The sequence below is a fragment of the Rhodococcus sp. P4_C10 genome (assembly GCF_056402135.1).
Map to the genome: position 1 here is coordinate 203,313 of NZ_JBFUHZ010000009.1, position 13,961 is coordinate 217,273.

The 13,961-nt window shown below is 64.6% G+C and carries 14 protein-coding genes; 3 read left to right on the top strand and 11 right to left on the bottom strand.

Annotation, left to right across the window (positions count from 1 at the left end; genetic code table 11):
- Positions 1-155: 155 nt before the first annotated feature.
- The 4 genes from AC1DWC_RS08240 to AC1DWC_RS08255 all read right to left on the bottom strand — a co-directional run bounded on the left by AC1DWC_RS08240 (position 156) and on the right by AC1DWC_RS08255 (position 5,296).
- The gene (locus AC1DWC_RS08240) at positions 156-1,256 is read right to left on the bottom strand and encodes a nuclear transport factor 2 family protein (RefSeq protein WP_477907048.1); all 1,101 of its coding nucleotides are present in this window, start codon (positions 1,254-1,256) and stop codon (positions 156-158) included.
- A 15-nt stretch (positions 1,257-1,271) separates the two neighbouring features.
- Entirely contained in the window at positions 1,272-2,129 is an 858-nt protein-coding gene (locus tag AC1DWC_RS08245) for an aspartate/glutamate racemase family protein (protein ID WP_477907050.1), read from the bottom strand.
- Between the two features lie 189 nt (positions 2,130-2,318).
- Entirely contained in the window at positions 2,319-3,977 is a 1,659-nt protein-coding gene (locus AC1DWC_RS08250) for a long-chain-fatty-acid--CoA ligase (RefSeq protein WP_477907053.1), read from the bottom strand.
- Between the two features lie 389 nt (positions 3,978-4,366).
- Positions 4,367-5,296, bottom strand: coding sequence for a TetR-type transcription factor C-terminal domain-containing protein (locus AC1DWC_RS08255; protein ID WP_477907055.1), 930 nt, complete (start codon positions 5,294-5,296; stop codon positions 4,367-4,369).
- A gap of 390 nt (positions 5,297-5,686) precedes the next feature.
- Here AC1DWC_RS08255 and AC1DWC_RS08260 point away from each other — a divergent pair, with 390 nt between their 5' ends.
- The 3 genes from AC1DWC_RS08260 (at position 5,687) to AC1DWC_RS08270 (ending at position 7,174) form a co-directional block, all read left to right on the top strand.
- Complete coding sequence (locus AC1DWC_RS08260) at positions 5,687-6,055, top strand: nuclear transport factor 2 family protein (protein WP_477907057.1); 369 nt, start codon at positions 5,687-5,689, stop codon at positions 6,053-6,055.
- Positions 6,056-6,239: 184 nt separating this feature from the next.
- Positions 6,240-6,809, top strand: coding sequence for a VOC family protein (locus AC1DWC_RS08265; protein WP_477907060.1), 570 nt, complete (start codon positions 6,240-6,242; stop codon positions 6,807-6,809).
- Between the two features lie 5 nt (positions 6,810-6,814).
- Positions 6,815-7,174 carry a nuclear transport factor 2 family protein gene (locus AC1DWC_RS08270; RefSeq protein ID WP_477907160.1) on the top strand — a complete coding sequence of 120 codons (360 nt, stop codon included), beginning with the start codon at positions 6,815-6,817 and terminating at the stop codon, positions 7,172-7,174.
- A 101-nt stretch (positions 7,175-7,275) separates the two neighbouring features.
- Here the strand turns inward: AC1DWC_RS08270 and AC1DWC_RS08275 are convergent, their stop codons facing one another.
- Genes AC1DWC_RS08275 through AC1DWC_RS08305 form a run of 7 tightly spaced genes read right to left on the bottom strand, consistent with a single transcriptional unit; the run spans position 7,276 to position 13,940 of the window.
- Entirely contained in the window at positions 7,276-8,055 is a 780-nt protein-coding gene (locus tag AC1DWC_RS08275) for an IclR family transcriptional regulator (protein WP_477907062.1), read from the bottom strand.
- Positions 8,052-9,641 (bottom strand): long-chain-fatty-acid--CoA ligase, encoded by a 1,590-nt coding sequence (locus AC1DWC_RS08280; protein WP_477907063.1) that lies wholly within the window; start codon positions 9,639-9,641, stop codon positions 8,052-8,054. The genes AC1DWC_RS08275 and AC1DWC_RS08280 overlap by 4 nt, the downstream gene beginning before the upstream one ends.
- Positions 9,635-10,783, bottom strand: a complete 1,149-nt coding sequence (locus AC1DWC_RS08285) for an alpha/beta hydrolase family protein (protein ID WP_477907066.1) — start codon at positions 10,781-10,783, stop codon at positions 9,635-9,637. Before AC1DWC_RS08285 ends, AC1DWC_RS08280 begins: the two co-directional genes overlap by 7 nt.
- A 2-nt stretch (positions 10,784-10,785) precedes the next feature.
- Complete coding sequence (locus AC1DWC_RS08290; RefSeq protein WP_477907068.1) at positions 10,786-11,361, bottom strand: NADPH-dependent FMN reductase; 576 nt, start codon at positions 11,359-11,361, stop codon at positions 10,786-10,788.
- Complete coding sequence (locus AC1DWC_RS08295) at positions 11,358-12,134, bottom strand: ABC transporter ATP-binding protein (RefSeq protein ID WP_477907070.1); 777 nt, start codon at positions 12,132-12,134, stop codon at positions 11,358-11,360. The genes AC1DWC_RS08290 and AC1DWC_RS08295 overlap by 4 nt, the downstream gene beginning before the upstream one ends.
- Positions 12,127-12,936: an ABC transporter ATP-binding protein gene (locus tag AC1DWC_RS08300; RefSeq protein WP_477907072.1), complete on the bottom strand. Its 810-nt coding sequence runs from the start codon at positions 12,934-12,936 to the stop codon at positions 12,127-12,129. Before AC1DWC_RS08300 ends, AC1DWC_RS08295 begins: the two co-directional genes overlap by 8 nt.
- The gene (locus AC1DWC_RS08305) at positions 12,933-13,940 is read right to left on the bottom strand and encodes a branched-chain amino acid ABC transporter permease (protein ID WP_477907162.1); all 1,008 of its coding nucleotides are present in this window, start codon (positions 13,938-13,940) and stop codon (positions 12,933-12,935) included. Before AC1DWC_RS08305 ends, AC1DWC_RS08300 begins: the two co-directional genes overlap by 4 nt.
- Positions 13,941-13,961 lie beyond the last annotated feature (21 nt).

Below are 13,961 nucleotides of genomic sequence, written 5' to 3' on the forward strand. Positions count from 1 at the left end.
CGCCCAGCGGGGCAACAAGATGCCGAACGCTCTACCGAGATCATGAAAGAGATCATCGGTCGCGAAATCGCGAAGAACTGACGAAGGCCCTGAAAACGAATGAGCGCCGGTGGTTCACCGGCGCTCATTCGTTGCACGTCAAAGCAATACGACAATCAGTTCAGTAGCGCGGCTATCACCGGAAGTGATGCGTCGGCATCTCCACGCTGGCCTCGCATGCTCGACGGGGTTTGAGCCAGCGAGCCTTCCGCGACGCCGTGGTCATGACGCCACTCGACAAAGGTTCGGTGCTCGACCATGCGCCAGCGACCGTCACGGCGCTCGAATCGATCGATGTATCGACCACCTGCGACGCCCTCGTAATCCTCACTTCGTCCGTCCCAGAACGTAGTTGAAGGAGCAGTAGACGGAACTCGGTGATAGGCGGTGACGTAGGTTTCCACTTCGGCGACGTCACCGTCGAAGGAAAACAGCATGTTGCCCGTCTGATGATGGGTCCGCTCGAGGGAGCCCATCGATACCCGCGCGTTCTCTACCATCTTCTGCCAAGGCAGCTCGTTTCCGATGAAGACAGTTTTCCCGTCCTCATGGAATACGCTCGCCATCAGTTCCCATCGGTTCCGATCCACTGCGTGGCAGAAGCGGTTGACAACATCGGCGATTTCCGCACGGTCGACAAGCCGACTGGCGTCTACTCGACCGAGATCGTCTGTGCGCCAAGCCTCGACTACCGATCCCGAGATCCCCTCCTCTCGCTGTCCCCTCGCCTGGCCAGAGACAGCAGCAAGGCCGCCTTCTCGCGATGGACGGTGATTGCGCCACTCCGTGAGCAGGCGCCGGTCCGCAATCCGCCAGCGACCGTCGCGGAGTTCGAATCGGTCGATATAGCGAGCGCCGAGCATGACTTCGTACGCCTCACCCGTGCCACCGAAACCACCACCGACAGGCGCATCATGCGGAATGGCATGGAATGCCGTCACATACGTCTCGACGTGTGCGACGCTCCCCTCGAAAGCAATCATGATGTTGCCGACCTGGTGGTGCGTCGCCTCGACCGGCTCGAGAAGTGCGGAGCCTTGTGCGACGAATTCGCGCCAGCTTCCGCCGATCGATGACAATCGGCAGGTTGCGTCCTCGTGGAAAACCGAGTCCATCAACCACCAACGCCGACGATCCGTCGCATGGCAGTAGCGGTGGATGACGTCTTCGATTTCGGCTCGGGCAGCTACTGATTCGAGTGTGTACGCAGTGCTCATGTATCTCTGCCGCTCCTACGCTTCGGCGGGCACGTTTGCCGGCAGATCGCACGAAGCAGTGCCGTCGTCATTGAGGACACAAACCGGGCAGTCGTCCTGATCGGCGCCGAGCGCACCGTCCGCCGCCTGAACCATCTCGGCGAAGAGCTCCTGACGCTCCGATCGCGGCACCCGCGGATCCCGCGCCGGGCGCAAGCCGAGCTCGATCAGCGTCTCGAGCTGGCGGTAGCCGGCCGTCGTCGGGTCCACGATGGGGACGCTCGAGCGGGCAGCGAGGATCTCGGCGACCGGGCTCATGCAGTTGCACCCAAGGATGACCGACTTGGCGCCGTCCTGCACTGCGAGTTCGATCTCGGCAAGGATGCGCTCGACAATGTCCTCGCGTCCGGCCTTCATCTGGGTGAGGAAGTTGTCTTCATCAGCCAGAGTGCTCTGCTCAGCGTGGGTTGAGACGTAGCGTACCGAGATGCACTGCCGTCCAACAGGATTATCGCGCAGGAGACGCTCGTAGACGAAGTCCATCGTCTCCGGCCAGATCGTGACGATGCTGAACTTCTCGCCGAGAGCGGCTGCTGCCAGCAGGCTTGCCTCACCGCTACCGACCACCGGGACATCGGAGGCGGCGCGCGCGGCTGCCAGGCCGTAGTCCGGAACCCCGCCGATCAGAACTCCGGCGCACCCGTCGCGAGCGGCCCGCATGGCAGCCTCCGCGTAGACGACATCGGAGAGCAGGAGGTCGACCGCGTCGATCGGGGTCACTCGGATCTCCGTGAACACCGACTCGACGGAGTACCCGGGCGCGATCAGGCGATCGGGAACCGGGCTCTTCTGCTGGCCGGTCTTCATTTCGAGACATGCGATCCACTTGGTCAACTGAGTCTCCTTGACTTCGAGGTGATTCGAGTCACTTCCAGCGACTCCTGTGAGGAGGCTATCAGAAAGTGTTTCTACTACGAAGAAGGAAAATCCCTGCCTCGAAAGGCCGGAAAGACTTGCACAACACACAGATACAGCAAATCCCGAGCAGTGCGACAATCGCACTGCTCGGGCCTGAGGACAGAACTACGCGCCTCGGTAGAGGTCCCCGTGCTGAACGCGCATGACCTTCTTGTCAAGCTTTCCGACACTCGTACGCGGAAGCGCGTCGACGTACAGAATCGTGTCGGGGAGTTGCCATTTGGCGAACGCGCCGTGAAGCAACTCGTGGATCTCGGCGAGCGCAACTTCCTCTCCGTCCGTGGTCACCATGATCACGACCGGACGTTCCTGCCATTTCGGATGCTCGACACCGATCACCGCCGCCTCGGCCACCCGAGGATGGGCCGTGATCGCGTTTTCCATGTCGATCGACGAAATCCATTCGCCGCCACTCTTGATGACATCCTTGAGCCGGTCCGCGAGCTTGAGGTAGCCGTTCTGATCGATGGTCCCGATATCGCCGCTTCGCCAGTAACCGTCGAGGAACCTGTCGGCGTCGTCATCAAGCCTGTGGTACCGCGCGGTGATCCACGGTCCCCGCAGCAGGACCTCGCCCTTGCTGTTGCCGTCGTGCGGCAAGTCGTTGCCCTCCGGATCTACGATCCGCACATCGACACCGCCCGCGGGAAGACCCTGATAGCGCTTGATGCTCCACCATTCTTCCTCCGTCACCTTGCCCTGCAAGGTCACCTTGCGGCCGTAGTTGACGAAAGCCATCGGCGCAGTCTCGGTGGCCCCGTACGCATGGATGAAGTCAGCACCGGTCAAGTCGTAGAACCCACGCATGAGCGAGAGTGCGGGCTCGGTGGCGCCGGACAGCAGTCGGGTGCGACTGAAGTCCGGTTTGACGTCGAGCGTCTCGATGTAGTCGAGCATCGGCTGGAAGATCGCCGGGGCGCCGTTCGCGACCGTCACGTTCTCGGCGATCATCACGTCCGCCAACATGTCAGTGTCCGCTGCCGAATAGCGGCCGGGCAGAACGATCTTGGCCGCGACGTAGACGGCAGACTGCGGAAGACCCCAGGACTGGCTGTGGAACATCGGCGTGATCAGCATGACCGCGTCGGCGGCGCTCATCCCGTAGGACGAGGCCTGTGTCAGGGTGTGCAGGTAGATCGCTCGATGCGAGTAGTACACGCCCTTCGGCCGGCCGGTGGTGCCGGTCGTGTAGCAGGCGCTGTAGGCGGAGCTCTCGTCGATCATCGGCCAGTCGATCTCCGGGGACGCCTTCGCCACCAGGTCCTCGAGATGACGGACGTTCGGCAACGTGGTGGCGATCTCCGAGAGAGGTTTGTCGGACATCACCACCCAGGTAACCTCCGGCGCAAACGGCGCCACCGACTCCGCGACGCTCAGCAGGCTCTCGTCCACCAGGACGACAGACGCGCCACCGTGGGTGGCGACATACCCAACGTCCTCGGGTGCCAGGCGCAGGTTCATCTGCAGCATTACCGCTCCGGTGCCCGGGATGGCCCAGTAGAGCTCGAAATGCCGCTTGCTGTTCCAGTCCAGGATCCCCACCACATCACCGGGTTTCACGCCCAGGTCGGTCAGGGCGTTGGCAATCCGCTTGATGCGCGCGTAGGCGTCGCCGTAGGTGTAGCGGTCCCATCCCCCGTCGCCGGTGCGATAGACGATCTCGCGCTCCGGGTAGTTGCGGGCCGCGTGACGGATCAGCGTGGTCGTGTTGAGCTGATACGAGTCGTCATTCGTCGACGGGTGCCCCTTGACAATCGCGGTCAACTGCGCGCTCCTCGGATCCGGCCAGTTCTACTGGCTACAGCTGTTCTACTGGCGACAGCGGAGGTGCCGGTTGCTGACCCACTCGCGCGTGACCCGCATGCTGCGGAACCAGTTTCGCCGGGACACTGCTCACGCCCACCGATGCGACCGAGGGCCCTGACCACGATGTGGGATTCACACACCTGCACTCGCTACCTTGGCTTGTTTCTCCGCGGGACTGACAACCCAGACACCGCATCATTCTGCAATGCAGAACATCTCTCTGCTTCAGAGTTGCACGGGCCGACAACGTAAGTCAAGGGTACGAGGCACAAAAGCTGCAGCCGTCAGGAAAGGCACAGCGTGGAGGACTTCAGCGGCGATCCAGGAGATCACCTGGCGTTGAATCGTCAGTCCCGCGAACCCGGGACATCGGTCGAGCCAGCACCAACCATGGCCAGCGCGAGGTCCGTGTACTCCCGTGCGATCTCGTGCGGCGACTGACCGATCCCCGGCCGGTACCAATCGGCCACGGCAACGCACATCGTGACGATCGCCGTGGCCGTCGACGACGCCGGCACGGTTCCGACCCGCCCCGCATCACGGCAGGCCTCCACGGCTGCCTGCACAATGCCCCGGACCTGCGTCCGTGCCTGGAGGTGTAGCGATCGGCCGGACTCGTCGAGCGACCGTAACTCAGTGGACGCGAGCACCGCCGAGGCCTGACGGTATGTGTGGAAAAGGATCACGCACTCGACGAGGTTCGCCAACCGTTGATCGGGTGAATCCGCTTCGGCGTCTGCAGCCACGCATCGGCTTGTCAGCTCGGCCATCGCGCCTTGCAGCAATTCAGTGAGCAGAACGTCCTTGCTCTCCACGTGGTAGTAGACGCCGGCCATCGACAAGCCGCACCGGTCGGCGATCATCCTGACGGTGGCAGCGTGGTAGCCGACCTCCACAAAGACATCCAGCGCCGTTCGAAAGACCGGAGGGAGGTCCAGCGGCTCGAAGTCTCGCCAGTCGTCGAACAGTGGGCCGGCGGGCTCGGGCGGACGCAGATCCAGCGGCACCTCGAGCGCGGCCGAGAGAGCCTGCAAGCGCTCATGACCCGGCAGACTCTTCCCGTTCTCGAACTCACTCAGAGATGACGGGCTCATGCCGACCAGCTGAGCAAGCTGCCGGAGCCCGACCTCGCGCTCGATACGCGCGGCGCGAATCCTGGCACCCAGCCCTTCCCCACCGATTCGACCCGACCGCTCCATGAGCACCACGGTATCCCGCCGACACGCGATCACCCGGGCTGGACAGCCACCATCTACAACGATGGTCTGTCCGGTCATGTAAGTCACTCCGACACCCCCTCCCCATTTCTGTCACACAGAAGCAATCTCTGAGTGAGGGGTGGCATGGCGAATGGATCGTCGTCGATAGCACGGACACCCATCCGTTCGAAACTTAGCGATCGATAGGTCTTGACGAACCGAACAGACGGCAATACGGTCTTCGTGAGACATCCGAGCGATGCGCGTCACAGCACGAGACGAGTGCGAGCCGGCAGCCGCAGAACCCAGGAGTGGGACCACCTGCGCGCCGTCGATCCACCTCTTCAACTCAGGCGACATCCCGCTCGAGTACGCAGCCCGGACCCGCAAGTTGCGCAACACCAACATCTCTCATGCCCCCGTAAACAAGCTCAGCGCCGGCGACGGCACCTGGTTAGGAGCACTCCAATGAGCGACATCCTCGAGTTCGCGGACCAGTTCTTCAACGCCGTCTCGAACGGCGACATCGACGCGGTGGCCGGCTTCTACCGCGACGACGTGACCGTCTGGCACAACTTCGACAACCTCGACCAGTCCCGCGAGGACAACCTCGCGACCCTTGCGGGAATCTCCGGCCGCTATGACGCCTTCGGCTACGAGGACATCCGCCACACCGCCCTCGAGGACGGCTTCCTCCGTCAGCACGTCATCAAGGCCACGGTCGGGAAGAAGACCGTAAACGTCCCCGCGGTCCTGCGCGTGTACGTCGAGAGCGACAAGATCCACCGCATTGAGGAGTACTTCGACCGCGGCCAGCTCAGCGCCGTGTTCAGCTGACCCGGCCCGCAGTCGGCCTCCCATTCATCTGGTTCCACCTGGTGACACCGGGCTCCGGTCACCACGACGATCACCCACCGTTCGCAACTTAGCGATCGATAGATCTTGACTAGCCGAACGCTCGGACCTACCGTCGAGCCGAGAGCCCGGCGAGATGGCAGACACACAGCGAGGAGAATGTGACATGACAAACACGGAATTCGAACTAGGTGGCGTGTGCCACCTGGCGCTGGTGTGCCAGGACATGGAGCGCACCGTCGACTTCTACACCAACATCCTGGGCATGAAGCTGTCCATGACGCTCTCCCTGCCCGGTGGCGGCCAGCACTTCTTCTTCGACATGGGCGGCGGCCAGTTCATCGCGTTCTTCTGGTTCGCCGACGCTGCCCCGCACGCCCCCGGCATCGCGGCGCCCGCGGCCATCCCCGGTATCGGCAAGGAAATCGCGTCGGCACACGGCTCGATGAACCATGTCTCGTTCAAGATCCCGCTCGACAAGTTCGACGAGTACAAGGCCAAGCTCGAGGCCAAGGGTGTGCAGACCGGACCGATGCTCAACCACGACAAGTCCGAGCGCGGGATCAGCTTCGAGGACAGCGACTCCACCTTCGTGCGGTCGATCTACTTCTTCGACCCGGACGGCATCCTGCTCGAGTTCGCGGCGTGGACCCGCGAGCTGCGCGAGGACGACGTCGCACACGCGCCCCGGACCGCGGACGGCGGCCTCGGCGCCCCCGTTGGAGCAGCCAAGTGAGCGAAATGCTCGAGCTCGCAGACAAGATGTTCACCGCCCTCAGTCGAGGCGATATCGCCGTCCTCGACGAGATCTACCACGCGGACGTGAAGATCTGGCACAACTGGGACAACGCCGAGCAGTCCCGTGAGGACAACCTCCGCATCCTCTCGGGCATCCCCACCCGCTACGACGACTTCGGCTACGACGAAGCCCGCTGCGCCGCCCTCGAGGACGGCTTTGTGCGCCAGCATGTCATCCGGGCGACCATCGGGGACAAGACCGTCAAGGTCCCCACCATCTTCCGGGTGTTCGTCGACGGCGGCAAGGTCCGCCGCATCGAGGAATACCTGGACGCCGGCGAACTTCGCAAGGTCTTTGCCTGAATATAGACGCGATCAAGGAAAGCCCCGCCGATCGATTCGATCGGCGGGGCTATTTCCATGCATTACCCTTGCCGCGCAGGAAGATTCGTTCTATTCCGAGATCACAGGAAGAACGCGGCGACCTCGTCCACCGCCTGGGCCAGTGCGGCGGCGATCTCCTCGCGGGTCACGTCAGACATCCGACTCTTGGGCGTGGAGACGGTCAACGAATAGTGCGCCCCGCCGTACTCGCCGAGCGAGACCGACACCGACGCAACTTCGTCCTCGGACTCCTCGTCGCTCGTGGCGAACCCGACCCGGCGGACCTCCGCGAGCTGGCGCAGCAGAACCGACCGCTTGGTGATCGAGTGCGAGGTCAGGCCCGTCAACTTCTCCTTGGGGTAGAGCTCGCGCACCCCACTGTCTTCCAGCGTGGCGAGCAGCGCCTTGCCCGACGACGTGCAGTGCGCAGGCATGGTCATGCCCATGCGGGACCCGACGCGCACCGCCCGAGCACTCTCGACCGAGTCCACGAAGGTCACCGTGTTCCCGTCGAGCCGGGCCAGATGAACCGTCTCACCCAGGCTGGCCGAGAGCCGCTCGAGCACCGGATGCACCCGCGCCCGAACGTCGGTCTGGCGCAGGACCGCGAACGCTATCGTCGTCAGGGCCGGGCCCGGCTCGTAAGCCCGCGAGCCCTCGACCTGACGAACGAACCCGCGGTACTGCAGCATCGCCAGTAGCCGGTGCGCAGTCGACGAGGCCACCGAGAGATACTCGCTCACCTCGGTCAGCCGGATGCTGCGACGATCGCCGAGCAGCAACAGGATCCGAAGCGCGTTGTCGACAGACTCGATCGGGTACTGCGGACGATTCGGAGGTGCATCTTCCTTTGCAGTCACGCAGGTAGGGTAACGGCAGGGATGCGCAACACGTTCTTGGTGACCTTGCCCGAGGCGTTTCGCGGCAGCGAATCGACCACCACGAGGTCAGTCGGCAGCTTGTAACGAGCCAACCTTTCCCCGGCCCAGGCGCGCAACTCCTCGATGGTCAGATCCGCCGCACCCTGCTTCAGCGCGACCACCGCGACCGGGGTCTCGCCCCAGGTCTCGTGCGCCCTGCCGATCACGGCAACCTCGGCGATGTCGGGGTGGCCGGCCAGTGCGTTCTCGACCTCGGCGCAGTAGATGTTCTCCCCGCCGGAGATGATCATGTCCTTCGCGCGGTCCACGACATAGATGAAGCCCTCGTCGTCCATCCGCACCAGGTCACCGGAGTGGAACCAGCCGCCGGCGAAGGCCTGCGCCGTCGCCTCCGGGTTGTTCCAGTACCCGGACATGAGCCCCGGGCCGCGGTAGACGATCTCCCCGACCTCACCGGGCTGCACATCCACCATGTCGGGGTCGACGATGCGGGCCCAGACCCCGGGCACCGGGCGCCCGACGGAGCCGAGCTTTCGGCGCGAGTCCTTGGCCTCCAGCACGCACGTCACCGGGGACATCTCGGTCTGCCCGAAGAGCGCGAGGCTCGCCGCGCCCGGCAGAACCTCGCCCATCTTGCGGAGCAGGGTGTCGCTGGCCGGCGCCGCACCCCAGGAGCTGACACGGAGCCTGGACAGGTCACGCGGCACCCGCTCCTGCTCGTCGCAGACCGCCTGCCACTGAGTGGGTACGAGGAACGTCGACGTGACCCGCTCGCGCTCCGCGACGTCGAGGAGGGCGCCCGCATCGAAGGAGACGCTGGGCATGACGACCATCGTGGCGCCCATCAGGATCGCCGGCGCCACCAAGCCGAGGGTGCCGATGTGAAACAGCGGCGCGGCGCAGAGGCTGACCTCGTCGTGCATTTCGAAGCGGAACGCCATCACGTTCGTGGCCGCCTGCGCGGCCAGGTTGCGATGTGTCAGCACGGCGCCCTTGGGGCGTCCGGTGGTGCCCGAGGTGTACATGAGCAGCGCAGGCTCCGACTCCTCGGTCACGGCGATCGAGGCGCCCGAACCGGGGTGGGCCACGAGGACGTCGTACGGCGTTGCGCCGCCAGCACTCTCGTCGATGCCCTCACCGACCTGGAAGACCAGGACCTGGCCCTCGGCCTCCGCGGACGCGGCGATTCCGGTGGCGCTCGTCTGCTTGTCCACGAAGAGGACGACAGACCCGCTGTCGTCGAGTGTGAACGCCACCTCGCCGACGCTCAGCCGGAAGTTGATCGGCACGGCAACAGCACCGATCCGGTTGGCGGCGATGATGATCTCGATGTACTCGGCCTGGTTGCCCATCAGCAGCGCAACGCGGTCGCCGCGGCCCACGCCGCGCTCGGCGAGTGCGGCAGAGACGGCAACCACTCGCTGCTGAAGCTCCGCCCAGGTGATCCGGCGGTCGCCGAACACAATGGCCGGGAGGTCCCCGCGCTCGAAGGCGTGCCGTGCAACCTGGTTGACCCAGTGCTGCTTGCGTGCGAGCCCCAGCTCGTCGTTCTCGGTGCTCACCACTGCGCCTTGGGGAAGCGCTCGGCGATCCAGTCGCACATGACCTCGGCGACCTTCTCGCGGGCGCCGGCCGGCTCGACGAAATAGTGATCGCCCGGCAGGTCCTTGCGCTGCTTGTCGGTGCTGGCGATGGCGTTGTACAGCGCGTCCGCATCGCTGGGGAACACGCCCGTGTCGCCGTCGGGGTTGATGACAAACGCAGGCACAGTGATCTTCTCCATGTGCATTTCCGCGCGGCACTGGGATTCTTCGAGACTCCACATGTGCAGCCAGTTCCGCAGCGTGCTCCCGGCGCCGATGCCGCGGTCGCCGCGATTCGCCACGGCAGTCGAGCCGCGGTAGCACTCGCCCGCAGGCCGACTGCTCGGCTCCAGCGTCGCGTCGACCATGCGGGGGTCCGCCCAGGTACGCGGAACACCGAAGTGCCGGTCGAAGTAGCCGGCGGCCGTGACCCGGGCAAGCTCTTCCCGGGCCCACGCGGTGATCCGGTGGTTGCGAGCAACCTGCGCAGCACGGTATCGCTCGATGAACTCCTCGGAGTACGGCGGGCCGTTCTCGGGGTTGAACAGGTCGAGTTCGGGGTCGGTCAGCGTCGGGTCGTTCTCGTCTACGACGGCCGCGTCCAGCCACGAGGTCAGCACATCGGGCCGGCCGCCGTGCGCGGCGAGGGAGATGTAGGCGTCACCGGGGATGAGCTCGTCGATACCCAACGCCGGTTCCATGTCGCGGGCGGGACGGATGCACGACTCGACAGCTTGCGCCTGGTAGGCCGCCATCAGCGACCCGCCACCGGAATTACCAAGCAGGACAACCTGATCCACACCTGCATGTTCCTTCAACCAGCGGACGCCCACGCCGATGTCGACCAGGGCCTGGTCGAGATTGAAGAGCTCCTCGTAGCCGCGGTACCGGGTGTTCCAGCCCAGGAATCCAACACCGCGCTCAGCCATGAACTCGGCGACGTAATGCTCGGAAAAGTCAATCTGGTAATGCGAGGCGATCATCGCGATGCGCGGCTTCTTGCCGGCCGGCGTGTAGTAGATCCCCTGGCACGGGTAGCCGCCGGCCCCCGCGCGCTTCGCGCCCGGGGACTCGCTGCTGACAAATTCCTTGTGGACGGTCGGGCTGGTGGTAGCGCCGGACATGGTTAGACAACCTCGTATTCATTGAGACTTGCGTATTTCTTCAGGTGCGTAAACATCAAATCGACCCGTTCGAGGACGATTGGATCCGTCAGCCGGCCTTGCTCGTCAAAGTGATTGGGCGCGAAACTGAGGAGAATCTCGGGCCCCGGCAACACCGGGGACCGCGAGAAGACGAAGGTGTGACGCAGTTCGAACTGGCTGCGCGCTGTGCCGAGGCGACCGGGCGTCGCGCCCATGAGCGCCACCGGCTTGCGCTCGAGCGCCGAACTGCCGAGCGGCAGCGAGAGCCAGTCGAGCGCGTTCTTCAGGACGCCGGGGACGCCGCCGTTGTATTCCGGCGTGGCGATGACCACGGCATCGGCGGCCGCAACTTCCGCGCGCAGCGCATGGACGCTCTCCGCCTCGTTACCGATGTGATCCTCGTTGAACAACGGAATGTCGCCCAGCAGCTCCGTGATCCGCAAATCGACATCGGCGGGTGCCAGTTTCGCCGCCGCTTCGAGGAGCTTGCGATTCCACGAATCTCGGCGGAGGCTGCCGGCGATTCCACAGACAACAAAACGATCGTCACTCATCATGCAGCTCCCAGATAGGCCGCGACGACTGCCTCGTCGCGGATGACCTCGGCGGGCCTGCCGAGGGCGATTCTATGACCGAAGTTGAGGACACAGACGCGGTTCGAGATGCCCATGACCATCTTCATGTCGTGCTCGACGAGCAGGATGGCCACGCCGAGGTCCCGGTTCACCTGCACGATGGTCTCGGTCATCTCGGCGGTCTCGTCGTGGTTCATACCCGCGACGGGCTCGTCGAGCATGATCAGCCGCGGTTCCATCGCCAGCGCTCGCGCCAACTCGATGCGCTTCTGCGTGCCGTGCGGCAGCGATCCGACGGGGGTGTCGGCCAGATGCTCGATCTGCATCAGGGCCGCGACCTCGCGAACCTTCTCCTTCGCGGCCTTCTCCTCGCGCGCAGAGCGGCCCAGCCACAACATGTTCTCCAGGGCCCCCGCGCGCATCGCGTTGTGCCGCGAGAGCAACAGGTTGTCCAGCACTGTCATGGCCGGGAAGACCTCCACGTTCTGGAAGGTCCGGGCGATGCCCTTCTTCGCGATCTTGTGAGCCGGCATCCCGAGGATCTCCGCGCCCGCGAAGCGCACCGAACCGGACTGCGGTGCGTACACGCCGGTGATGCAGTTGAACAACGAGGACTTGCCCGCACCGTTCGGACCGATTACGGAGAACAGCTCGCCCTCGGCGATCGAGAAGCTCACGGCATCAATGGCCTTCACACCGGCAAAGCTCAGGGAAAGGTCCTCGACCTCCAACAGGTCGGCACGCGTCTCAGACATGCTGGATCGCTCCTTCGGTTTCGATTCCCGTGGCCGGCGCCGCAGGCGCAGGCTCGGCTGCGTCCACAGCCGACGCGCCCAGGTAGAGTTCTGCGATTTCCGCGTCGCCGCGCAGGTCCTCCGCCTTGCCCTCCTTGACCACGCGGCCGCCTTCGAGGACATATCCGTATTGGGCAATCGCCATCGCCATTGCCGCGTTCTGCTCGACGAGCAGGATGGATGTGCCTTCCCTGTTGATGTCGACGATCACGTCGCGGACATCCTCGACAATTTTCGGCGCCAAACCGAGGCTCGGCTCGTCGAGCAGGAGCACCTTCGGCTGGGACATCATCGCCCGCCCGATCGCGAGCATCTGCTGCTCGCCGCCCGAGAGGTAGCCGGCCTTGCGCGCCATCAGGTCGCCCAGACGCGGGAAGTGGTGCAGCACCCGCTCCCGCGCCTCGAGTTCCTGTGCCTTGCGATAGCGCCGGACGTATCCGCCGCTCGCGAGGTTCTCGGCCACGGTCAGGCCGGGGAACACCTGCCGGCCCTCGAGCGCCTGCGCAAGCCCCGCCTTTACGCGCTTGGACGAGCGCTCGTTGGTGACGTCTCTACCGAGCAGTTCGACCTTGCCCGCGGCGACGACGCCGCCGTGGACGCCGAGCAGACCCGAGACCGCGCGCATCAGCGTCGACTTGCCGGCACCGTTGGGCCCGAGGAGGCTGACGATCTGGCCCTGGGGAACCGTGAGGCTCACGTCCTCGAGCGCCAGCGAGGCTGCACCGTAGCGGACGCTGAGGCTGTCAATGATCAGCGAGTTCATTTGCTACCTCCGGAGACTCGGGCTCGGATCCAGTCGACAGGTCGTTTGAAGAGCGCGACCAGACCCTTGGGCTCGAAGATGAGGACCAGCACGATCACGAGGCCGTACAGGAACTGCGAGAGCAGGGGCGCCGTGATGCCGCCGTCGGCGCTCGCATCCTTCGAGACAAACGGAAGGTACGGCGAGACCACGTTGACCATCTCAGGCATCGCCTTGATGAAGAAGGCGCCGAGAATCGCGCCCGCGACCGAGCCCATACCGCCGATGACGACCATGGCGATGAAGTCGACGGAGACCATCATCGTCCACTGGCTCGGCGTGAAGTAGCCCATGTAGGACACCAGCAGCGCGCCGGAAACACCTGCGAGGGCCGAGGAGACAACGAAGGCGACGACCTTGGTCCTGGTCACAGGAATCCCGGCGACGCCTGCGGCGATGTCCCGGTCTCGGACCGCCATGAAGGCGCGACCGAGCCGCGAGCGCTTGAGGTTCCAGGTCAGCACGGTGACGATGAGCAGCACTGCCAGCGCGAAGTACCACCAAGCCTGGAACGAGGTCAGGATCTCCTCGCCTCCCGACGACCGGTAACCGTCCAGCAAGTCCTGCCCATTGATCTCGACCGCAGGGGCCGTCCGACCATTGACACCACCGCTCATACTGGTCCAGGTCTCCCAGACGTACGTGCCGATGAAAATCAGGGCCAACGTCGCAACCGCCAGGTAGAGCCCGCGGATGCGCACTGCCGCAGGACCGACGAGGGCACCAGCAAGTCCGGCAACCACAGCGGCTGCAGGCAACCACACCCAGACCGGCAGTCCCACATCGACTCCCAGCCAGGCTGAGGTGTAGGCACCGATCGCCATGAATACCGCGTGGCCCATCGAGATCTGACCGGCAAATCCGGTGATGACCTGCATGCCGAGGGCGCCGACTGCCGCAATCAGCGCGAAGATTCCGACGCCCATCCAGAGGTCGGACTGCACGACCCAGGGCACCAGCAGCATCGCCACGACCCACACCGCAAC